Consider the following 19,525-nt stretch of genomic DNA (forward strand, 5'->3'; position numbering starts at 1 on the left):
AATAATCATAAATAGACGCAAATGATAATGCAATTGATAATTGATCTTATTTAGATTCTAGGCAATAATCCGATACAGATTTTGGATTTGGTAAAGGATTGAGTGTGAACGTTCCTAGATATGTTATTGCAGGCGGTGCATCGTTAGTGATTCATGCGGCGCTATTATTTGTTGCTCAAGAATCCAAAGTATTCGCGATGCCTGCAGGTAGCCAATCGAACACGGTATCGATCAACTTCACTCCCAAGAGCGCGCCTTCTCCAGCTCAACAAAAAACCATCACGGAGCCGGTTGAACCAGAACCAATCAAAGAAACGGTCTCACAAGCTGAACCTAAACCTGTCGAACCCAAGGCCGTTGAGCCAAAGCAAGCCAAACCGACGCCAAAGAAAAAAGCGATCACCAATAAGCCTCAACCCAAGAAAGTAGAGAAAAAGGTTGTTGAAAAGAAGCCGATTCAAAAGAAACCAAAGACAGAGAAAAAGGTCGTTAAGAAAAAACGCCCAGAACTAAAACCAGAACCAAAGTCCAAACCAACGCCTCAACCAGAAAAGCTGGCCGACAAGAAAGTCGATAGAAACCTGGCCGAGTCTGCCTACCAACCTCAGCAAGTAAACCAAGGCGTATCAAACCAAGAGCCTGTGCTAGTCACTAAGCCTTCGTTTTCAGCTCCCCCTACTCCCCCGACTTACCCTCGACAGGCAAGACGTCGTGGTATTGAAGGGGTCGCAATTTATGAGGTCTGGTTAGACGCGGAAGGCAAACAAATTAAGCAAGCATTAGTAAATTCATCAGGCGTACTAATACTCGACAACGCCGCTTTAGACGCCATTAAAAAATGGAAGTTCTCACCCCACACTGTCAATGGTCGAGCGATTGCTCACCGAGTACAACTACCTGTTCGTTTTAGGTTGGAGTAATCATGCAACAAATCAGTTACTTACAAGATCAACTTGGCTTAATGACTTGGCCTCTTCTTATCTGTTCAGCATTAACCGCAATGATCATCGCTGAACGTGTCTTCCAAGTGATGTTAAGCATTGGTGTTGGCAAACGCGCCATTCGTCGCGAGCTCAATCAAATATCACCAACCAACAGCAAAGAGATTGAAGCGCTTGCTCTGTCTATTTCAGGGAAAAGACCGCTGCTGTACAAGGGCGTCTCGATGTTGCTTGCTCACCACTCTTTTTCGAAAGGACTACGTGAAGATGCAGCAGGCATCTGGCTACAAGAAAAACGCCACCAGCTGCACGCAGGTTTAAGGCTGCTTGGTTTAATCGGCGTGATCAGTCCATTAATTGGCTTACTTGGTACGGTACTTGGTCTTATTGAGATGTTCAAAGGGGTTGCAGCGACAACCGGAAGTATTACACCAAATGATCTAGCTGACGGCCTTGGCTTAGCAATGAGAACCACAGCTGCAGGTTTGATGATTGCACTGCCTGCGATCTCTGGGTCTCAACTGCTTGGGTTATGGGCCGACCGAGTACTGGCTCAGTTAGAACATACTCTGAACTATGTGAATGTGTGGTTAGAAGGCATGTCGATCCAAACTAATCAGTCTGGCGAAACTAAAGGTTCATCATTAAACAAAGTCGCTGTCGGTGATGTGAGACAAGCATGATTAAAACGCCCCACTCATCTCAAACACAAAGTTTGGCTCCGGACTTAACACCGCTGCTCGACATCATTTTTATCGTGATGGTATTCCTGCTGCTGACAGCATCGGTGAAGTTGGAGTCATTAGAAGTCGAACTGCCGAGCTCTGATATTAAAAACGTTTCTGAAGTTCATAAAGATTCGATTAGCGTCAATATCTTAGACCACGAACCCTACTGGGCGATTAACGGCCAAGAGTACATCGACTGGGAAAACTTCAAGATTGCATTGCTAGAAGAAACAGGCACATCAGACAAGAAGCCGATCATCATTGGTGCAGATAAAGCCGCCAACGTTGAGAACCTAGTGAAGTTGCTGTCTTTCCTTCAAGAGAACGGAATACCAGCGACTCAATTGCTCACTGAAGATGGCTAGAACAACTCTCTATTTTCATGAAGTTTGGCTCTTGATGACTAACACCAAAGAAGCAGAGCTAAACCTCTCTATCGATACGAACTCACAATGCGAACGGACTGCTCACTGAGAATCTTCGCGAAACAAGTAGATAATATAAAGAAATGATTATGAACAACTTAAACGTGCTCAATAAATTAACGACCAAGAGACATCTCCTTTCAGTAGCTGCAATGAGCTTGGTACTAACAGCACCTATCGCCAATGCTAACGACGCTGAGCAACCTCGAATCATCAGTGCGGGCAGTGCTGTGACTGAATTGGTTTTAGCTCTAGGTGCTGAAGAGCAGTTAGTAGCGATTGATGTGACCAGCCATTTCCCTCAAGCAGAGAACCTGCCGAAGATTGGTTACCACCGAAACCTTTCAGCAGAAGGCTTGATTGCTTTAGAACCAACGACACTAATTGGCTCAGATGAAATGGGACCTGACAACGCGATTTCTCAATTGAAATCTGCCGGTGTCGATGTCGAGATCGTCAATACCGAAGCAAACGTTGAGGGGTTATTAAAGCGTATCGACCAAATCGCAAAAATTACCCACACCGAAGCTCAATCACAGCAAGTCAAAGCTGAAGTAAATAATAAGATTGCGGCGCTAAAAGCAAACCAAGTACCCAACAACGAAGCGAAGAAAGTTCTGTTCTTATTATTGCATGAAGGTCGCCCGGCGAACGTTGCTGGCGGTGAAACGTCACCAAACGCAATCATTGAATTGGCTGGCGGTGTGAACCCTGCGGCTAAAAGCCTAACGTCTTACAAGCCACTATCGATGGAATCACTCGTTGAAATGCAGCCTGATGTCATCTTGGTGAGTGGCCGCAGCTACCAAAAAATGGGCGGCGCTGACGCCATTCTTAAATCGCTGCCTATGTTAGCAGCGACTCCTGCTGGCATGAACAAACAAATCATTACCGTAAAAGGCAGTGCATTAGTCGGCGGACTTGGCCTCGAAAGCCTTTCAGAAGCGAAGCGATTAAACGCTCTTATCTATCCGTTATAACTTATCTATCCGTTATAACTTATCTACCCGCTATAACTCGACCACCCTATTCTTACTGTTGCTAGCTCAGTTTCCATTACCAACCCGCTTTTCCGCAATGTTGGTGATGGATATTGAAGCTAGCGATGGACATTGAGGCCCTTTATGTTGCTACGATCCGTCCCACTGAAAACATCGATGTTAGGCCTAGGGGCTACCCTAGTCTTCGTCGCACTGTTCTCAATTACCGTTGGGCCAATGAACATTAGCTTAGCTGACAGTGCAGCGAGCTTACTCCAACCAAACAATGATTTAGCCCCACACATCAATTTAGTGATTCAAGAGATTCGCTTACCTAGAACCATTTTATGCATGCTAATCGGCGCGATTCTCGCTTTGTGTGGTGCGGTTATGCAGGGGCTATTCCGCAACCCGCTTGCTGAGCCGGGGATCATCGGTGTCTCTGCAGGCGCGGCATTAGGCGCGGCGTTGGCTATTGTTCTTTTCTCTGAACTCTCATTGCAATACCCGGCCTTCATGAATTTTGCGGCCGTTCCTGTGTTTGCCTTTTTGGGTGGCGCTTTAACCACACTCTTGGTCTATAAACTAGGCACGGGTAAGTTCGGCACTTCTGTCACCATCATGTTGTTGGCGGGTGTGGCGATCAGTGCGCTCTCTGGGGCTGGTATTGGGTTCTTGAACTTCATCGCTGATGACCAAATGCTGCGTGATCTTTCATTATGGTCGATGGGTTCACTAGCAGGAGCGAAGTGGTCAGGCATTTTGCTTGCTGCAGTTACGCTCGTAGCACTGTTTATTGTTTTTTACCGTCAAGCGATGTCACTGAATGCCCTGCTCTTAGGTGAGTCAGAAGCGCAACACCTTGGCATTCCAGTACAAAAACTCAAACGAAAACTCATTCTATTGACAGCTGCGGGCGTTGGTATCACAGTGAGCCTGTCTGGCATGATCGGTTTCATCGGGCTCGTTATCCCTCATTTAGGTCGTATGTTGGCAGGCCCAGATCACCGAGTTCTTTTGCCATTGTCAGCAGTGCTAGGCGCACTATTGCTAACAGCCGCAGACATGTTCTCTCGAGTGGTACTGGCACCAGCAGAATTGCCTGTGGGCATTGTTACCGCGATTATCGGCGCTCCATTCTTCTTGTACCTTCTATTTCAACAGAAAGGGAGAATCCTTTAATGTTTCCTTCAGCGTTAAAAGCGACCGATATCGAAGTGAAGTTCGGCAGCAAAGTGATATTAGATGGCGTTTCTATTGAGATTGAGGCAGGAAAGGTAACCACACTGCTTGGGCCAAATGGCGCAGGAAAAAGCACGTTACTTAAAGCCTTGTGCCAAGAGATATCAAGCAACGGCGATATCCAATATTTTGGACACACCAAAGACAAGTGGCCTTCTCAAAAATTGGCGAAGCATCTGGCTATGCTACCTCAGCACAGTACGTTGACCTTCCCATTTTTGGCACATGAAGTTGTCGAGCTTGGTGGAATCCCTCTGCAAGAGTCCAACAAGAACCTCACCAACATCGCTAGTCAAAAAATGGATGTTGCCGATGTGACTCACCTGAGTGAAAGGCTCTACCCTTCGCTATCCGGCGGTGAAAAACAGCGTGTTCATTTGGCTCGAGTGCTAACCCAGCTTCACTATTCTGGTGGCCAATGTATCTTGATGCTTGATGAACCCACATCAGCACTGGATCTTGCCCACCAGCACAACACCTTAAAGATCGCGAGAGAGCTAGCCGACAACCACAATGCCGCGGTTATCGTAGTTTTGCATGATTTAAACCTAGCCGCTCAATATTCCGACCGATTAGTGGTATTGAAGGATGGACACTTAGTTTGCGATGGAAGTCCTTGGGAGGCGCTAAAGCCGTCAATGATTGAAGACGTATACGGGTACAAAAGTATCGTCGAAAAACACCCAACCATGAGCTTCCCTCAGGTTCATCCCGCACAATAAACACAATCAAAAACTGGCGCATTTAGAGTATTCGTTCCTTCTATCGCCGACACCATTCAAAGCCTCGATTTAGTCGAGGCTTTTTTATTGGCTCACAGCCTCTCTCTCGCCTTAAACTCAATTTTGTTAGTAACCATAGCAATAAGCTATAAAACGGCTCACCCAGAGCGTTTGAGGCTCTAGAAATAAACATAATCAGTTAGTGTTGCTAAGCTTTTCGCAATTGAGGTGGAATGTAAGACTCGAGCGTAAGCATATAAAAAGAAAAGAAATAACTTCATTTGGCACAAAGCAAGATAGCAGAAGCGATATGAGTTCGAGAGAAAAAGCGGAAGAGAAAGAGAAAGAGAAAGAGAAAGAGAAAGAGAAAGAGAAATTGCAGACACAAAAAAAGCCCCCGTAGGAGCTTCTTTTATCGTGTGTTGATTACTGACTCATGCGAATCAATGACTTACCAATCAACCACTCTAGTTCTTTACCGCTAGTATCACCAAACTGAGTTTCAGTCAGCTTGTATAGACGGTCAATACCGTTTGCAGCGAACTCATGAGCGCTCTCAGCAGTAACGATATGATGGAAAAGTAAACGTAAAATTGCTAGGAACTCAGCGTCTTCAAGTGCTGCAACCCAGCTAGCTGAAAATGCGTCAAGGCCATTTTCAAAGTCAATGTGTTCCATAAACATCTTGAAAATACGACCGTCTAAAGCAGCAGTAAAATCCGTTTTCTTAGGAAAGTGATGACTAATACCTGTACGAGAAACGCCTGTTTGTTGACTCAATGTCGTGTATGACATCTTGTCGTAACCCAATCTCAATAGCTGGTCCACAACGGCATCCATGATCTTCTGGATCGTGATTTCTGTATCTTCTTTACTACGCTTTGGCATATTCAGGCTCTTCTCTTTGTAAATCCATCTAACTCAATCAAATGAAGTCAGAATGAAAATCGTTATCAGCATTATGTGAGCAAGATGTTTTTTCGCAAGTATTTAGAACTAAATGCACACAAATACTATGTACGAACAATTTTACAGTGATGTCTCTTTGGACACTTTGTCTAATTATTCTTCGAAAATCACCTTACAATCCTAAGTCGATAATTTTAAATAACGACTTCGAATATGAAATACCCAACGAAAAATTCATTGTATAAATACCTATCAAGCGATAGATAGTCTTATAAAATCATTCCTGACGCAACTAAGTGAATGATATTCTGACAAATTAATAACATTCCTTTTCAACAAAACGTGAGGTAAATCACATACATATTTATCGGCGCGAATGTAGATATTCATTAAACACCTTAACAAACAACATAGCATACCAGTATAAATTAGTTCAAAGGTTTTAATTTTTGTAGATACAGTTCAAATTGCTCGTTAGAATAACCTCAGACTTTGTAAGAGGATTATTTATGAGCCAAGATATTGGTAACAACGATGTATGTGAGGCTTGCGGTTGCGCAGGTGAAATTGGCTTCATCATTAAAGAAGGCGACGAGGTTGCTGAGGTAACGGTTTACGGCAACTCCAAAGCCCTTATTGAAGCTGAATTAGCTAAGTACGTTGAGTTAGCAAAGCAGGTGTCTAGCAATGTTGAATTTGAAGCATCAGAGATGACTGAAGACAGCACAGAATTGCACGCACGCTTTAAATTTGAAGTAAGCGCTGAGAAAATTATTTTCGAACTTAAGACTCGCTCTCTAGCGCGTTAATATAAGCACTTATACTCATATAATTAAAAGACGAGTTTATTACTCGTCTTTTTTTATTATTTCAACCCAACCTAGAGCACCATTGGTCTCAAAGTCATTTTCAGCCGCACATTTAATCACAACACCGGAGACCTCAACGATAGCACCAACACTATATGCCTTATCATTGTAATAACAAACTCGTTGCTGTGAAGTACTCTGAGTGACAACCACTGCCGCTTTTGCAGGCGTTGATATTATTTTATTAGCACTTACTGATATTGAACAAAACGCAGAGGTCAGAATCACAAAGCATTTTAGAATTTGATGCTTTATTCGAACCGAAAATTTATCTTTCATGTCTCTTATTCCTTTCTACCTACCAACAAATGAGTAAAACACTATGCGAGAATAATTTTTTCTTTATAGTGTTAACGTCTATCGTAATAAGAAGCTTGTTATGCTCCGAATAATTGCACTTATTATTGGTTCTTTAACCATAACAAATGTGACTGCTGAACCACTCGATCAGTATCAAATATTGAACCATCTGGATAATTACGGAAACTTATATTTACGAAATAAGCCATACACATCACTGCCAACAGGGTTAATCGTTGATGGCAACCTCAATATTGAGAACACTGCGATTACCCGCCTACCCAAAGGGTTGGAAGTAAACGGAAGTCTTAAAGGCGGTAACAGCCAACTCTCGCGGGTTCCCTCGGGAGTGAAGATAAAAGGCTATGCCGACTTGATTGGCAGTCAGATTACCAGTTGGCCAAGAGGTGTGAGAGTGGGCGGATTTATTAACCTCACGGATACTCCCCTCCAGAGGCTACCCAATGGCTTTAGAGTGAAAGGCGACCTGAGTGTGATTCGTACGCCTTTGACAGAGCTACCAAACGGGATAGTGATTGAAGGCGATTTATATATAGGCGGTTCTGGAATTACAACATTTCCCGACACCATGACAGTCAAAGGCAATATCTACCTCGGTGGTAACACGATTACCACGTGGCCAACAAACCTAGAGCTTGGTGGCGCTGTCGCTCGCTAGTTCAGCCTAAAGCTCTATTGCTCTATTGCTCCTCTAAAACTCTAATACAGCAGTAGTAGTAGTAGTAGTAATTCAGAAACAAAAAAGGAGCCCAAGGCTCCTTTTTCAATTCAAGCAAGTTACGACTCAACTCACAAGCTAACTAACGCTCGTTAACCAATGTTCTTCACTGGATTCGCATAGCTGTCGATCAAGTACTGACGAGCACCTTGTGGCAAACCAGATAGTTTATCTTCAAACTCCTGCTTAACCGCTGCTGTAATCGACTCGTCTTCTTTTTCCGCTGCCAGCAAGTTTACTGGAAACAGTTTGTAGTTGTCGTGGATCTGGCGGTCGATCTCTTGAGCAAGCGCTTCAGGCGTATCAAAATCTTGGTCGATAACCTGACCGAAACCAACATGAACACGTCCTTTACTACCGATGATACCTTGAATGATACTTTCGATATCTTCAAATTCACCCTTTTCGTAACTGCCGTTTACGTCTTTTTCAAAAAGCTCGATCGCTTTCGCGATGTCACATGGATCGTTTTCGTAAGAAATAGACACAGGAACGATCTTCAACGACTTCACGTACTCAGGGAAGGCAATTTTCTGCTTACGACCTTCAACGTGGAACATCTTCAAGATTGCTGGCTCAGTAAAATCATTACCGTCTTTTGCACGGCCTTCCTTTTGAGCGATCCAGATAGAATTGCCCGTTTCCAAAGAATGCTTAATGTACGAAGACAACTGCCCTAGTGCTTTCATCATCTCACGCGGCCCTTTCAAAGAACGCTTTACAATAAAGCTCTTATTAAGGCGCATCAGTTCAGTCGCACATGGTTTCTTCAACAAGTTGTCACCAATTGCAATTCGGCAAGTTTGGTGATTGTTGTGATGCAATGCGTAATTAACTAATGCTGGATCCATAGCAATATCACGGTGATTTGAAATAAACAGGTAAGCTTGACTAGCGTCCAGTGACTCTACACCTGTGTATGTCACACCATTCGTGGTTTTCGCTAATGTATCTCGCAAGTATTTCTTAACTTCAATCTGAATGGATTCAACGCTGGTCAGCTTGCTCCATTTCATTTTCAAGTAAACGCGCAAGATCGGGCTCATTAATGCTTTAAACCAAGACGCATGGTTTGAAAAACGATAGTGCAGAATCGCACTGATAAATTCTTCATCATTAATAAGACGGTTTAGTGCCGCTGGAATTTCATCATCGCCGTAAGGACGAATATCAACATATGGATCGGTCGGAGAGGTCATTTTTTAATTCAAATAATAAAAATCTGGCTCATTCTACGCGTTGTTTTGACTTCTCGCAGCTACAGAGTCCATACTTTTGACAAGGTCAGACCAGAAAGATTGAAAATACCCTGTTATTGTTGGCATTCTTTAAAATTAACGGTAATCTTGACGCCCCAAAATTAAGGTACTATCTATGAACTTCGCTATTGAATATACATCGGCTTACTTTTCACACTTGGTGATCACACCTCGCAAGAAAGTACTTAAACATAGCCTTGTATCGGTTCAAAGTGGCTTGGTTTTGATAAAGCTGGGTAAACAAGAGTATGCCGTCGAGCCAGGCCAGAGTGTATGGATTCCATATGACTGCCTAACATCACTGACCTACTTTCCAAACACCCAGGTTAATCGTGTCGATTTCTCAGTTCGTTTGACCGACTCATTCCCGAGACAAGCAGGATACATCACGCAAACCAACCTCTCTTCTGCGTTACTGGAAAAGTTGGAGCTAACCAAAGCTCGCGCTTCAAATGCCAATAATACGGAGCAAGCGTTTAAAGATATGCTTTCTGTTCTCAAGCAAGAAGTGTTGGCATTTAAGCCACTGCTTTGCGAAAGTGCTTTGTCTCAGCGATTCAATCAGTGGAACATCGATGACTCGAACCTACCGCAAGAACACACCTTGGTGATGGTAATGCGCGAGGCAAAGAAACGTATGCAGTCGGGTCAGAAACGTGCACTTGTGATTGATGATTTGTTCTCAGGCAAAGAAGAAGAGTTTGAACAGCTGTGCATGCTTGTTTTTGGTGAAGATTTATAGCTTAGCGATAAGTTATAGCTAATATGAAAGCAACAAACCAGATACTAAAAAGCCGCAAAAACTCAGTTTTTGCGGCTTTTTTAATTCTTAGCATCGATTAATAACCTAACGGTCTAGAACGGCAATTCAACCTGCATCATTAGGTCAGCGTCTCGTGAGTCATGCCAACGGTAATCAAATCGCATGCGTGGTTGCCCTTCTACTTTATCACCAAAGCCAATGCTTAATTGAAGACCATGATTCATCAACCACTCTTCTGTCGACATATCATACTGATCATCTTCGAGATCTTCTGGGAACCACATACCTAATCCAACGTAGTTAGATTCAAGGCTTTGAGTTAATAGAGGCGTATCTTTGCTCTGAATAACCCAATCAGACCAATAGTCTGCCGTTGATTCAGATTCATCTTCGCTTAATCCACTGAGCTCCATCATACGTTGACCGAAGGATTCAAGGCTCGTAGACAAGTCTAAACAGTTATTTTCATCGTCAGAAGTCAGCATGATCGAATCTAAGCTAAAGAAATCACAATCAGCGTGAGCAGGCATACTGCATGCTGCAATGATCATCGTCGCTGGTATCGCGCGCTTTAGCATAGTCATCAGACCTCTTAAATTAGTGAATCTACATTATTGTATACAGTTCACCATCTTGCAATATCTTTGTAACTGACTTTGTACTCAATTTCGCAACATTGCTCCCATTTTGCAAAGCAAGGCGGATATCGGTACTACGAATCTTTACTTTTTCAGGGCAAGCCATCACAGACCACTGCTTGGTAATCTCATCTGATTTATAGAAAGATGAGAATTTAAAGAAGTTATCTGGGCCAATAACAAACGTCAGTTCAGCGTCACGATGTAACTTTTGGAGTTCACTGAGCACTGCATAAGTCGTGACGCTTTCACCTGGAGTAAACAAACTTTTTTCGATCAAAGAAAGCTCCACTTGATCCAGTGAAAGATCGCTAATAAATGCGTTAACTAACTGACATCTCGTATCAAAGTCTAGCATCTCTTTTCCCCAAGCATGGGCAATACTTGGAACAAGTAGAATTTTGTCAAAGTGAGCCAACGAATCAATCACACTTTTGTGCCCTAAGCTCGGCGGATTAAACGCACTACCGAAAATGGCTATTTTTTCCATTATTTATTACTGCCTTCTCTTTCTAAGCTTGTGCAAAGAGGTTTTTAAATCGGATGATTTAGGTATGATAACACTAGATTTTTAATTTGCTTGCAGGAAAGGAATACGAATGGAACAGTTAATTCGTGACGAAATGCGCGTACTACCTTCAATTGACCCTCACTTCGAAGTGACTCGCCGTGTGGACTTTATCAAAACTAAACTTCAGCAGTCAGGCTGCAAGTCTCTGATCCTTGGTATCAGTGGCGGTGTAGACTCAACGACCTGTGGCCGTTTAGCACAAATGGCAGTTGATAGCCTGAATGAAAGCGCTGGTAGCGACAACTACCAATTCATCGCCGTTCGCCTGCCTTATGGTGAGCAAAAAGATGAAGACGAAGCACAACTTGCTCTGTCTTTCATTCAGCCTTCTCAATCCGTTTCTGTAAACATTAAAGCGGGTGTTGATGGGCTTCACGCCGCATCTCACGTTGCTCTTGAAGGCACAGGCCTGCTACCAACAGATTCAGCAAAAATCGACTTTGTGAAAGGGAATGTGAAAGCACGTGCTCGCATGATCGCACAATACGAAATCGCAGGTTACGTTGGTGGTCTTGTCATCGGTACCGACCACTCAGCGGAAAACATTACTGGCTTCTACACTAAGCACGGTGACGGCGCATGTGATTTAGCACCTTTGTTCGGCCTGAACAAACGCCAAGTTCGTGAGCTTGCAGCAACGCTGGGCGCTCCAGAGCAACTTGTTAAGAAAGTACCAACTGCTGATCTAGAAGAGCTTGACCCTCAGAAAGCCGATGAAGCAGCATTGAACCTTTCTTACGATCAAATCGATGATTTCCTTGAAGGCAAAGAAGTCTCTCAAGACGTATCAGATCGCTTAGTTGGCATCTACAAAGCAACACAGCACAAGCGTCAACCAATCCCAACGATCTACGATTAATTTTTAAATTAGTCTCAGAATCAAAAAGGCCGGAAGCTCATTTACGAACTTCCGGCCTTTTCTATTTAGTGTTTTTCCTTTTGACCGAACGTGTCGTTAATCCACAACTTCGATATCGGTTTGAGGCACACTGCAACACGCCAGTATCTGACCCATATTGCGTTCATGCTCTTGCAATGCAGGCACATCAGGTTGATGAACTTGCCCAGACTCGAGGGTCACTTTACAAGCGCCACAGAAACCAGCACGGCAGCTTGAAGCGATAGACACACCAGCCGACTCTGCTTGCTCTAGCAAGGTTGACTGATTATTACCTTCGAACAAGTAGCCATTGACACTCAACTGAAGTTGCTTCACAGCTTCCTCAGTCGACTGAGCCACGCCAAACGCTTCTTGGTGGTAATGCTGAGGGTTGAGTCCCATTTGAATCAGCAGTTTCTTTGCATTATCCATAAAGCCGTCAGGGCCACACACGAACGCTTGGCGCTTGTGTAGTTCTTCAATTTTAGCGACATGCGACACGCTTAGACGCCCAGATAAACCATCCCACTCTTTGGTTGGTTGGCTTAATGAATAAATCACACGAAGACCATCGTGCTCACTGGCGATCTTGTCAATCTCTGCTTGATAAGGGATGTCTTCTTCGCTGCTGCATTGATGATAGAAAACCACATCATCAATTTGACCATGGTCTGCCAAGTAGCGAAGCATCGACAACATTGGCGTAATGCCACTACCTGCGGATAATAGTAGTAACGGGTGCGTTGGATTTTGTTCTAGATAGAAAGCACCATCTGGGTTTTGAGCAACAAGAGTATCCCCCACTTGGAAGTGATCAATGAGCCAGTTTGAGATTTGACCATCGTCCACTCGCTTTACAGAAATCGCTAAACGCCCTGCGCGTGATGGGCTCGAAGATAACGTGTAACGACGAGACACTTTTTCGCCATTAATTACCATTTCAATCGGTAGATGTTGCCCTGGCTGATAGCTTGGTAATGCGTGGTTCTCTTTCGCTGGCTCTAGCCAGAACGTCGTAAAGTCTCGAGCGATCTCTTCACGCTCAACGCAAGTTAAGTGTAGCGATTCTACCCATGTATCTTCGTAGTGCTCTTTTTCTTTAGTTTCTAATACTTCAACAACATCACCGGCTTTGACTAAGCCTTCATTTTTAGCCACAAGGTTTTGGCCAAAGAAAACGCCACCGCGCTCGTTTGCTCTGAATGATGAAAAGGTGTTAAGCGGCTCTTTTGTCGCTCTAAGCTCGCCACTCTCGACATCAACCGTGGTTAGGATACATCGTTCACAAGGCTTAACGGATTCAAATTCAACCTCACCAATTCGGATACGCTTCCAGCTATCTTCAGCAAAAGGTTCTGTGTTGGAAACAACAAAGTTGGTGCGGAACTGATCCATTGAATGGGTTTCAGGGCTGCGGCGATTGAGTTCATCAAGAGAGGCTTGGCTGATCACTAACATTGGGTAACCGTCGGCAAAGCTCACATTATGACCGAGCTTTTCTCGAACACGATTCGATTGCTCGCCAGAAAACAGTAGCTCAACGCGCACGCCCAACACATCACTGAACCAATCATCGGCTTCATCACATGTCGTGTATGCCGTGAAGCTGTCTTTCCACACCGTTGCTGGTGCTTCTTGCATCTTGAAGCTCGCATACTTTAAGCGCAGCGGTTCTTTAGCTTCATAAGTGAAGATCAAACCATCGGGTTGCAAGCTAGAAGATACTTTGACCATTTTAGGGTACTTACGCGCCGTCACCATTGAACCATCAGCCAACGCCAACATAAAGCGTCTGTCGAAAGTAAGACCTTGTTTTTCGACCCAAGCAGAAGAGAGTGCAATCCCGCCCACTGACTTAACCGGAAATACATTGATTTGAGATAGAGAAGGCACTTGCTGTGAAGCCTTTTGATCTGACGGTAGCTGCGACATAACGATTCCAATGTTTTGTTATTTGTCCCAATGCTAACAAATGGTTATAAATAGATAAACTGGCAGGCATTAAACACTTGATACTAAGCTATTATCTTGAGATGTTTAGCTTTCTATTTTGATACATTAAGGCAGCAATGCAGTAACACTCTCCATACGCTCTATACTTTGAACACGATTGCTGCTTTGAACTTTCATTGAATAAAAAGGATTTATCATGAACAAACTCGTCATTATCATCTTATGTGTACTACTTCCGCCTGTTGGCGTGTTCTTCGCTCGTGGTGCAGGTAAAGACCTATTGATTAACATCATCCTGACTTTCTTCTTCTGGGTGCCAGGAATGATTCACGGACTCTGGGTGGCGACTCGTTAACCCGCCTCCTAGCATCTACGAGAATTAATACCGAATAAAATACTCAGAAAAACAAGCTCCTAGCCCTGAAGAGTTAAAAATAGGATGAAATGAAAGTACTTTTCCACTATCATCCTGTCGCCTAAACGTAAGCGATTGCTTTCACAGATTTCGCTGAGTTTAGGCTCCAACTACATAACACTTCAAATGGTGGGAGCCTTCAATGACACAACTTACGATTACTCGTCCTGACGACTGGCACGTTCATCTACGCGATGGCGAAGTATTAAAAGATACAGTGCGCGATATCAGCCGCTACAATGGTCGAGCGTTAATCATGCCAAACACCATCCCACCGGTAACCGATACCGAAATGGCTTTAGCTTACCGTGAACGCATCATGGCAGAGCAGCCAAGCGAGCAATTCCAGCCTCTAATGGCACTTTACCTGACAGACAACACAACACCTGACGAAATTCGCAAAGCGAAAGAGTCTGGTGCAGTAGTCGCTGCAAAGCTTTACCCAGCAGGCGCAACGACTAACTCGGATTCAGGCGTAACGTCAGCGCAAAAGATTTACCACGTGTTAGAAGCCATGCAAGAAGTGGATATGTTGTTACTGGTTCACGGTGAAGTAACGGCTCACGATGTTGATATTTTTGACCGTGAAAAAGAGTTCCTAGACACAGTTCTAGCACCGATTGTGAACGACTTCCCTAACTTGAAGATTGTTCTTGAGCACATCACGACTGCAGATGCAGCGACTTTCGTTAAGAATGCTAACGACAACGTAGCAGCAACCATTACAGCGCACCACTTGCTTTATAACCGCAACCACATGTTGGTTGGCGGCATTAAGCCACACTTCTACTGCCTTCCTATTCTGAAGCGCAACACTCACCAATTAGCACTTATCGAGGCGGCAACAAGCGGCAGCAAGAAGTTCTTCTTGGGTACAGACTCTGCACCACACGCAAAAGGTGCAAAAGAGTCAACATGTGGTTGTGCGGGTTCTTACACAGCGCACGCTGCCGTTGAACTGTACGCAGAAGTGTTCGACTTAGAAGGTAAGCTTGAAAACCTAGAAGCGTTCGCGAGCCACAACGGCCCAGACTTCTACGGCATGCCACGTAACTCAGACACCATCACTCTCGTTAAAGAAGAGTGGAACGTTGCTGAAACCATGCCTTTCGGTTCAGACATCGTTGTGCCAATCCGTGGCGGCGAGACGATTGCTTGGTCCGTAAAATAAACACTTGGTCGGTAAAATAAGAACTTGGACAATGAAGTAAACACTTCCATTCCAAATAAAAAGGGCCACCATAATGATTATGGTGACCCTTTTTTGTTTCGTGGAGAGATGGTTTTATTAAGGTCAGTAATTAGCGATTACTTACCGCGAATTTTTCCAATCACAGTCCAAACAGCAACAACGATCAATCCAGCTAAAACCCCAATCACACCATTCAACAGTGTTGGTACCACCGCGGTTGCAATCGAATGTCCACTGAAGTCCATAATAATCGGTTCAATTAAATGATGAATCGCAGGAACGTTGTGCACCACAATACCGCCGCCAACCAAGAACATCGCCGCAGTACCGACCACCGCAAGCGTCTTCATTAACTTGGGCGCAAACGCGACTAGCCCGTTACCCAATTGAGTTTTAATGGTACTCCCATTCGATGTTCGCTGGAGATAGAAACCTAAATCGTCCAACTTCACGATCCCAGCAACTAAGCCATAAACACCAATCGTCATCACAACTGCAATCAAACTCACGACAAGAATCTGAGTGACGATACTTGTACCCGTCACGGTACCCAGAGCTATCACGATGATTTCCGCAGATAATATGAAATCAGTACGAATCGCGCCTGCGACCTTTCTCTTCTCATATTCCTCTATGGATTCGCCAGTACTCGTATCCTCTCCCTTTTCATCATCTTGATGAGAATGAGGAAACAGCTTCTCTAAGATTTTCTCTGCGCCTTCAAAACAAAGAAACAGACCACCAATCAAAAGCAAAGGCATGATCAGCCAAGGAATAAAGGCACTGATCAATAATGCCGCAGGCACCAAAATCAGCTTGTTTTTAAATGAGCCTTTGGCAACCGCCCATACCACTGGGATTTCTCTTTCAGCAGAAACACCGGATACCTGCTGAGCGTTCAGCGCTAAATCATCCCCCAACACACCTGCGGTTTTTTTAGCTGCCACCTTAGACATCAGTGCGACATCATCCAACACGGTTGCAATGTCATCCAGTAGCGTTAATAAACTTGCTCCAGCCATTTTATGGTCTCTTTTAAGGGATTAAACAATTGATAAAATGTAACACCATCAATCCACTCATCAAAGTTATGAGTCTGTAAAAAATAGAGTCACAAGTTGTGTTTTCTATTGCCGTCTCAGCTAGACAGGACTAGTCTGTCTTCATCTTTCACGAACATAAAAGAAGAAGTATAGATGAAAAGTGAATACTCCTACCCAATCGGTGAGCCAGGACAAAAATGGCAACAAGCAGAACGTCAAGCATGGTTCGCTCAAAGAACGGTTAAGCGTGAATATCAACAAGAAGTTGTACCAAAGATTAAAGCACTTGCAGACCGTTTTGATATCGAACAATACGGTGCACTAAGCTACGACGAAGCTCGCTTCCCACTCTTCGCAATCAAGAGCAAAAACTGGGACGAGTCAAAGCCTACGATTCTGGTAACAGGTGGTGTTCACGGTTACGAAACCAGTGGTGTGCATGGCGCGATCAAATTCGCCGCGACTCAAGCAGAACAATACGCAGCGCATTTCAACATTCTAGTAGCACCTTGTGTGAGCCCTTGGGGTTACGAAGTCATCAACCGTTGGAACCCAAATGCTGTCGATCCAAACCGCTCTTTCTACGATGGTACACCAGCAGAAGAATCAGCGAACCTACGTGCATTAGTCGCTTCTTTACCAGAAGTGTTGGTTCACGTTGATCTACACGAAACGACGGATTCTGACGAAACAGAATTCCGACCAGCACTCGCAGCGCGTGATGGTATTGAGTACATCGAAGGTATGATCCCAGACGGTTTCTACACAGTTGGTGATACTGAAAATCCACAACCAGAATTCCAAGCAGCGGTTATTGCTTCGGTCGAAAAAGTGACCCATATTGCACCAGCAGATGCAGACGGCAAGATCATTGGTTCTGAAGTTACCCAACATGGCGTGATCAACTACCCTATGAAGAAGCTAGGCTTGTGTGGTGGTGTGACTGATTGTAAGTACGGCACAACCACTGAGGTTTACCCAGACAGCGATAAAGTAACAGATGAAGAGTGTAATGACGCTCAAGTTGCTGCGGTAGTCGGTGCTTTGGATTACGTAATCCAACACGAATTAAACGCTTAAGCGACTACTTAAGACCTCGCACCAAGCACTTAATAGCGAGTTCCCCAATAACTAGTCTCCTAAAGCTAATCCCTAAAACTAAAAAAGAGCCATAAGTGACGATTCACTTGTGGCTCTTTTTTTGTCTTATCGGCTTGTCTTTGATTTCTTCTTGGGCATAAAAAAGCTCCCTTGCACACAGTACAAGAGAGCTTTGAAATAATACTTAGTAAGGAGTAACTAGCGAACTATCTACTCCCCATACTTAATTACTTTATTTAACGGTTTCGCTAACGTTTTCTTGTCCTTTATCTACTTCAGTCAGTAGACCTTTCAACAAGCTGAAACAACCAATCAGAAGAATGATCGTAAACGGCAATGCAGCAATGATCGTGATCGATTGCAGAGCTTGGATAGATTGAGTACCACCAATCCACAGCATCACCATTGCAATAGCACCTGAGATAACCGCCCAAACCACTTTCTGCTTCACTGGCACTTCAAGCTTACCACCCGCAGTCATACCATCGATAACAATAGAACCTGAGTCTAGTGTTGTAACGAAGAACACGATGATCAGCGCGACTGCGAGAACTGACAGAATGCTACCGAACGAGTAAGCATCTAGCATGTAGAACAAGCTTAGAGATACGTCTGTAATGCCTTGGTCGAGGCCAAGTTGTCCCACATGGTTAATCACCTGCTCGATAGCCACGCCACCGAAGATAGCCATCCAAGCCGACGTTACCAATGTTGGGATAATCAGTACGCAAAGTAAAAACTCACGAACCGTACGACCTTTAGAAATACGCGCTACAAACATGCCGAAGAAAGGTGCATACGCAACCCACCATGCCCAGTAGAACACAGTCCAGCCATGCAGCCATGTTGTGTCTTCACGACCAGAGCTTTGGCTCAACGCTACGATGTTATTCGCATAACCCGTCACCGCCGTTGCCACAGAATCAAGCACGGTTGTGAAGTTCAGAACAGCGATAAGACCAAGGAATACGAACGCAATAACCATGTTCAGGTTACTTAGGAACTTAACACCACCGTCCATGCCACGCATAACAGAGATGATCGCCAAGCCCATAATCAAAACGATAATAGATTGCTGAAGGTAGATGTTGTTTTCCAAGCCAAACACGTGGCTAATACCACTTGCTGCCTGCGTACCACCTAGGCCTAATGAAGTCGCAAGGCCAAACAGAGTAACCAGTACCGTTAATACGTCGATCACATCACCGGTTTTGCCCCATACTCGTTCACCCAGTATTGGGTAAAACACAGAACGCATTGATAGCGGTAAGCCTTTGTTGTAAACAAAGTACGCTAGACAAAGCGCCGTCATGCCATAGATAGCCCATGCATGAAAACCCCAGTGGAACAGTGTCGCGCCAAGAGCTAGTTCACGGCCTGCTTCTGTAAAAGGTTCTGCACCGAGTGGCGTTCCGAACCAGTTCGTGAAGAACGCGGTTGGCTCTGCAACACCCCAAAAAATAAGCCCGATACCCATACCCGCTGCGAATAGCATTGCTATCCAAGATGACATGGAGTAATCCGCCGTCGCGTCTTCGCCACCTAGACGAATTTTACCCAAAGGTGAAAACGCGAGAACAACGGCAAACGCTAGCATGATGTTAGCTCCCCACATAAAGAGGAAGTCAAACTTTGATAAAACAGCACCCTTGATAGAATCAATAGCAGCTTTAGCATCTGCAGGAGGAAGAGCAAGAAGAGTGATGATGAAGAGAAGAGATAAGCCTACTGAGGCTACGAAGACTGTGTTATGGACATCCATGCCCCATTTACTGACGTTGTCTTGACCAACTTGATAGTCAGTAGAATCAATACTGTATTTTTTTGATTTAAAACTCATAAATTATGATGTTCG

21 protein-coding genes are annotated in these 19,525 nt (G+C 44.3%); 13 read left to right on the plus strand and 8 right to left on the minus strand.

What is annotated here, in order from left to right; genetic code table 11:
- Positions 1–104 precede the first annotated feature (104 nt).
- The 6 genes from AACT19_RS22165 (at position 105) to AACT19_RS22190 (ending at position 5,038) form a co-directional block, all read left to right on the plus strand.
- Positions 105–920 carry an energy transducer TonB gene (locus AACT19_RS22165; RefSeq protein ID WP_076648793.1) on the plus strand — a complete coding sequence of 272 codons (816 nt, stop codon included), beginning with the start codon at positions 105–107 and terminating at the stop codon, positions 918–920.
- A 2-nt stretch (positions 921–922) separates the two neighbouring features.
- Positions 923–1,624: a MotA/TolQ/ExbB proton channel family protein gene (locus tag AACT19_RS22170; protein ID WP_076648795.1), complete on the plus strand. Its 702-nt coding sequence runs from the start codon at positions 923–925 to the stop codon at positions 1,622–1,624.
- Complete coding sequence (locus AACT19_RS22175; protein ID WP_017077389.1) at positions 1,621–2,034, plus strand: ExbD/TolR family protein; 414 nt, start codon at positions 1,621–1,623, stop codon at positions 2,032–2,034. Before AACT19_RS22170 ends, AACT19_RS22175 begins: the two co-directional genes overlap by 4 nt.
- Before the next feature lie 149 nt (positions 2,035–2,183).
- A complete protein-coding gene (locus AACT19_RS22180) occupies positions 2,184–3,074 on the plus strand; it encodes a heme/hemin ABC transporter substrate-binding protein (RefSeq protein WP_017077388.1) in 891 nt (296 codons plus the stop codon).
- Positions 3,075–3,218: 144 nt separating this feature from the next.
- On the plus strand, positions 3,219–4,256 hold the full coding sequence (locus AACT19_RS22185; RefSeq protein ID WP_029222281.1) for a FecCD family ABC transporter permease: 1,038 nt from the start codon (positions 3,219–3,221) through the stop codon (positions 4,254–4,256).
- Complete coding sequence (locus tag AACT19_RS22190; protein WP_076648797.1) at positions 4,256–5,038, plus strand: heme ABC transporter ATP-binding protein; 783 nt, start codon at positions 4,256–4,258, stop codon at positions 5,036–5,038. Before AACT19_RS22185 ends, AACT19_RS22190 begins: the two co-directional genes overlap by 1 nt.
- A gap of 426 nt (positions 5,039–5,464) precedes the next feature.
- Here AACT19_RS22190 and AACT19_RS22195 read toward each other — a convergent pair whose 3' ends face one another.
- A complete protein-coding gene (locus AACT19_RS22195; protein WP_004731875.1) occupies positions 5,465–5,926 on the minus strand; it encodes a TetR/AcrR family transcriptional regulator in 462 nt (153 codons plus the stop codon).
- A 530-nt stretch (positions 5,927–6,456) separates the two neighbouring features.
- Between AACT19_RS22195 and AACT19_RS22200 the strand changes: the two genes are divergently transcribed.
- Entirely contained in the window at positions 6,457–6,756 is a 300-nt protein-coding gene (locus AACT19_RS22200) for a YfcZ/YiiS family protein (RefSeq protein WP_004731876.1), read from the plus strand.
- A 39-nt stretch (positions 6,757–6,795) separates the two neighbouring features.
- Here the strand turns inward: AACT19_RS22200 and AACT19_RS22205 are convergent, their stop codons facing one another.
- Positions 6,796–7,095: a DUF1496 domain-containing protein gene (locus AACT19_RS22205; protein ID WP_017095625.1), complete on the minus strand. Its 300-nt coding sequence runs from the start codon at positions 7,093–7,095 to the stop codon at positions 6,796–6,798.
- Positions 7,096–7,195: 100 nt separating this feature from the next.
- On the opposite strand from AACT19_RS22205, the gene AACT19_RS22210 reads away from it, so the two are divergent.
- The gene (locus AACT19_RS22210; protein ID WP_017087359.1) at positions 7,196–7,795 is read left to right on the plus strand and encodes a hypothetical protein; all 600 of its coding nucleotides are present in this window, start codon (positions 7,196–7,198) and stop codon (positions 7,793–7,795) included.
- Positions 7,796–7,947: 152 nt separating this feature from the next.
- Here AACT19_RS22210 and AACT19_RS22215 read toward each other — a convergent pair whose 3' ends face one another.
- Positions 7,948–9,054 carry a 1-acyl-sn-glycerol-3-phosphate acyltransferase gene (locus AACT19_RS22215; protein WP_076648801.1) on the minus strand — a complete coding sequence of 369 codons (1,107 nt, stop codon included), beginning with the start codon at positions 9,052–9,054 and terminating at the stop codon, positions 7,948–7,950.
- A 175-nt stretch (positions 9,055–9,229) separates the two neighbouring features.
- Between AACT19_RS22215 and AACT19_RS22220 the strand changes: the two genes are divergently transcribed.
- A complete protein-coding gene (locus AACT19_RS22220) occupies positions 9,230–9,856 on the plus strand; it encodes a hypothetical protein (RefSeq protein WP_017077381.1) in 627 nt (208 codons plus the stop codon).
- A 113-nt stretch (positions 9,857–9,969) separates the two neighbouring features.
- On the opposite strand, the gene AACT19_RS22225 is transcribed toward AACT19_RS22220, so the two are convergent.
- On the minus strand, positions 9,970–10,461 hold the full coding sequence (locus AACT19_RS22225; RefSeq protein ID WP_076648803.1) for a hypothetical protein: 492 nt from the start codon (positions 10,459–10,461) through the stop codon (positions 9,970–9,972).
- Between the two features lie 22 nt (positions 10,462–10,483).
- Positions 10,484–11,005, minus strand: coding sequence for a nicotinate-nicotinamide nucleotide adenylyltransferase (locus AACT19_RS22230; RefSeq protein ID WP_017081421.1), 522 nt, complete (start codon positions 11,003–11,005; stop codon positions 10,484–10,486).
- Between the two features lie 109 nt (positions 11,006–11,114).
- On the opposite strand from AACT19_RS22230, the gene nadE reads away from it, so the two are divergent.
- Entirely contained in the window at positions 11,115–11,945 is an 831-nt protein-coding gene (gene nadE, locus AACT19_RS22235; RefSeq protein ID WP_076648805.1) for an ammonia-dependent NAD(+) synthetase, read from the plus strand.
- A 96-nt stretch (positions 11,946–12,041) separates the two neighbouring features.
- Here nadE and AACT19_RS22240 read toward each other — a convergent pair whose 3' ends face one another.
- A complete protein-coding gene (locus AACT19_RS22240; protein WP_076648807.1) occupies positions 12,042–13,898 on the minus strand; it encodes a hybrid-cluster NAD(P)-dependent oxidoreductase in 1,857 nt (618 codons plus the stop codon).
- Between the two features lie 217 nt (positions 13,899–14,115).
- On the opposite strand from AACT19_RS22240, the gene AACT19_RS22245 reads away from it, so the two are divergent.
- The gene (locus AACT19_RS22245; RefSeq protein ID WP_004731890.1) at positions 14,116–14,274 is read left to right on the plus strand and encodes a YqaE/Pmp3 family membrane protein; all 159 of its coding nucleotides are present in this window, start codon (positions 14,116–14,118) and stop codon (positions 14,272–14,274) included.
- A 202-nt stretch (positions 14,275–14,476) separates the two neighbouring features.
- Entirely contained in the window at positions 14,477–15,505 is a 1,029-nt protein-coding gene (pyrC, locus tag AACT19_RS22250; protein WP_076648809.1) for a dihydroorotase, read from the plus strand.
- Positions 15,506–15,642: 137 nt separating this feature from the next.
- Here pyrC and AACT19_RS22255 read toward each other — a convergent pair whose 3' ends face one another.
- Positions 15,643–16,548: a DUF808 domain-containing protein gene (locus AACT19_RS22255; RefSeq protein ID WP_076648811.1), complete on the minus strand. Its 906-nt coding sequence runs from the start codon at positions 16,546–16,548 to the stop codon at positions 15,643–15,645.
- 174 nt (positions 16,549–16,722) lie between these two features.
- On the opposite strand from AACT19_RS22255, the gene AACT19_RS22260 reads away from it, so the two are divergent.
- Positions 16,723–17,649: a M14 family metallopeptidase gene (locus AACT19_RS22260; protein WP_076648813.1), complete on the plus strand. Its 927-nt coding sequence runs from the start codon at positions 16,723–16,725 to the stop codon at positions 17,647–17,649.
- Positions 17,650–17,902: 253 nt separating this feature from the next.
- Here AACT19_RS22260 and AACT19_RS22265 read toward each other — a convergent pair whose 3' ends face one another.
- On the minus strand, positions 17,903–19,510 hold the full coding sequence (locus AACT19_RS22265; RefSeq protein ID WP_076648815.1) for a BCCT family transporter: 1,608 nt from the start codon (positions 19,508–19,510) through the stop codon (positions 17,903–17,905).
- Positions 19,511–19,525: the final 15 nt, after the last annotated feature.

Origin of the sequence: Vibrio sp. 10N.222.47.A9, from assembly GCF_963872585.1 — a bacterium.
Lineage (GTDB): Bacteria > Pseudomonadota > Gammaproteobacteria > Enterobacterales > Vibrionaceae > Vibrio > Vibrio splendidus.

Coding starts and splice junctions, on each gene's coding strand:
- nadE (WP_076648805.1), top strand. CDS start 11,115: ATGGAACAGTTAATTCGTGACGAAATGCGCGTACTACCTTCAATTGAC.
- AACT19_RS22185 (WP_029222281.1), top strand. CDS start 3,219: ATGTTGCTACGATCCGTCCCACTGAAAACATCGATGTTAGGCCTAGGG.
- AACT19_RS22240 (WP_076648807.1), bottom strand. CDS start 13,898: ATGTCGCAGCTACCGTCAGATCAAAAGGCTTCACAGCAAGTGCCTTCT.
- AACT19_RS22195 (WP_004731875.1), bottom strand. CDS start 5,926: ATGCCAAAGCGTAGTAAAGAAGATACAGAAATCACGATCCAGAAGATC.
- AACT19_RS22260 (WP_076648813.1), top strand. CDS start 16,723: ATGAAAAGTGAATACTCCTACCCAATCGGTGAGCCAGGACAAAAATGG.
- AACT19_RS22225 (WP_076648803.1), bottom strand. CDS start 10,461: ATGACTATGCTAAAGCGCGCGATACCAGCGACGATGATCATTGCAGCA.
- AACT19_RS22200 (WP_004731876.1), top strand. CDS start 6,457: ATGAGCCAAGATATTGGTAACAACGATGTATGTGAGGCTTGCGGTTGC.
- AACT19_RS22265 (WP_076648815.1), bottom strand. CDS start 19,510: ATGAGTTTTAAATCAAAAAAATACAGTATTGATTCTACTGACTATCAA.
- AACT19_RS22220 (WP_017077381.1), top strand. CDS start 9,230: ATGAACTTCGCTATTGAATATACATCGGCTTACTTTTCACACTTGGTG.
- AACT19_RS22190 (WP_076648797.1), top strand. CDS start 4,256: ATGTTTCCTTCAGCGTTAAAAGCGACCGATATCGAAGTGAAGTTCGGC.
- AACT19_RS22215 (WP_076648801.1), bottom strand. CDS start 9,054: ATGACCTCTCCGACCGATCCATATGTTGATATTCGTCCTTACGGCGAT.
- AACT19_RS22180 (WP_017077388.1), top strand. CDS start 2,184: ATGAACAACTTAAACGTGCTCAATAAATTAACGACCAAGAGACATCTC.
- AACT19_RS22210 (WP_017087359.1), top strand. CDS start 7,196: ATGCTCCGAATAATTGCACTTATTATTGGTTCTTTAACCATAACAAAT.
- pyrC (WP_076648809.1), top strand. CDS start 14,477: ATGACACAACTTACGATTACTCGTCCTGACGACTGGCACGTTCATCTA.
- AACT19_RS22255 (WP_076648811.1), bottom strand. CDS start 16,548: ATGGCTGGAGCAAGTTTATTAACGCTACTGGATGACATTGCAACCGTG.
- AACT19_RS22230 (WP_017081421.1), bottom strand. CDS start 11,005: ATGGAAAAAATAGCCATTTTCGGTAGTGCGTTTAATCCGCCGAGCTTA.
- AACT19_RS22205 (WP_017095625.1), bottom strand. CDS start 7,095: ATGAAAGATAAATTTTCGGTTCGAATAAAGCATCAAATTCTAAAATGC.
- AACT19_RS22170 (WP_076648795.1), top strand. CDS start 923: ATGCAACAAATCAGTTACTTACAAGATCAACTTGGCTTAATGACTTGG.
- AACT19_RS22245 (WP_004731890.1), top strand. CDS start 14,116: ATGAACAAACTCGTCATTATCATCTTATGTGTACTACTTCCGCCTGTT.
- AACT19_RS22175 (WP_017077389.1), top strand. CDS start 1,621: ATGATTAAAACGCCCCACTCATCTCAAACACAAAGTTTGGCTCCGGAC.